The sequence below is a fragment of the Lentihominibacter sp. genome (assembly GCF_046951855.1).
GTDB classification, from domain to species: Bacteria; Bacillota; Clostridia; order Peptostreptococcales; family Anaerovoracaceae; genus Lentihominibacter; species Lentihominibacter hominis.
Map to the genome: position 1 here is coordinate 13,044 of NZ_JBKTXS010000042.1, position 666 is coordinate 13,709.

Genomic DNA, 666 nt, shown 5'->3' on the forward strand with positions numbered 1-666 from the left:
CCGGAAAACAATTTGTTGAAAACCATATTGTGCCGGTAGTTCAAAAAGAAAATGAGGCTTTTAGCGCTCTGAAAGAGGAAGAACAAAAGGAACTTTTACGCTTAACAAATATTTATATAGAAAATTTGAGGAGAAAATTAAATGAGCTTTGATTGCATTTTCCGCAGCAGACTACTGAATTTAGGAGGCGACGCAGAATGAAAACAATTTTACAATTTATAAAACCGTATAAGTGGCTTTGTTTTTTTACATTGATAGTAATGTTTTTAGATGTCGCGGGCGGTTTGCTTATTCCAACCATCACAGCGAACATGATAAATGCCGGTATCAACGGTGGGAATATGGACTATCTAATCCGCAGCGGAATACTTATGCTGATTGTAACAATCGTTACCAGTTTAGGCGCACTGCTGGGAAGCTACCTCGCCGCAGACCTTTCTTCTAAAATTGGCCGGGATATGCGGAACGATCTTTATGATAAGTCGCTTACTTTTTCCTCCTATGATTTTGAACAGTTTGGGACCGGTTCTATGATTACCCGCACACTGAACGATGTAAATGTTGTCCAGCAAGGCGCTGTATGGTTTATCCAAATGGTGCTGCCTGTTCCCGCAGTTTGTATCATGGGAATTGTTATGGCGTTTTCCATTGATACCATGATGGGTT

The 666-nt window shown here is 40.2% G+C and carries 1 protein-coding gene; it reads left to right on the forward strand.

Annotation, left to right across the window (positions count from 1 at the left end; translation table 11 throughout):
- Positions 1-197: 197 nt before the first annotated feature.
- A partial coding sequence (locus ACLR96_RS09350; protein WP_412265738.1) for an ABC transporter transmembrane domain-containing protein occupies positions 198-666 on the forward strand: 469 nt, incomplete at its 3' end.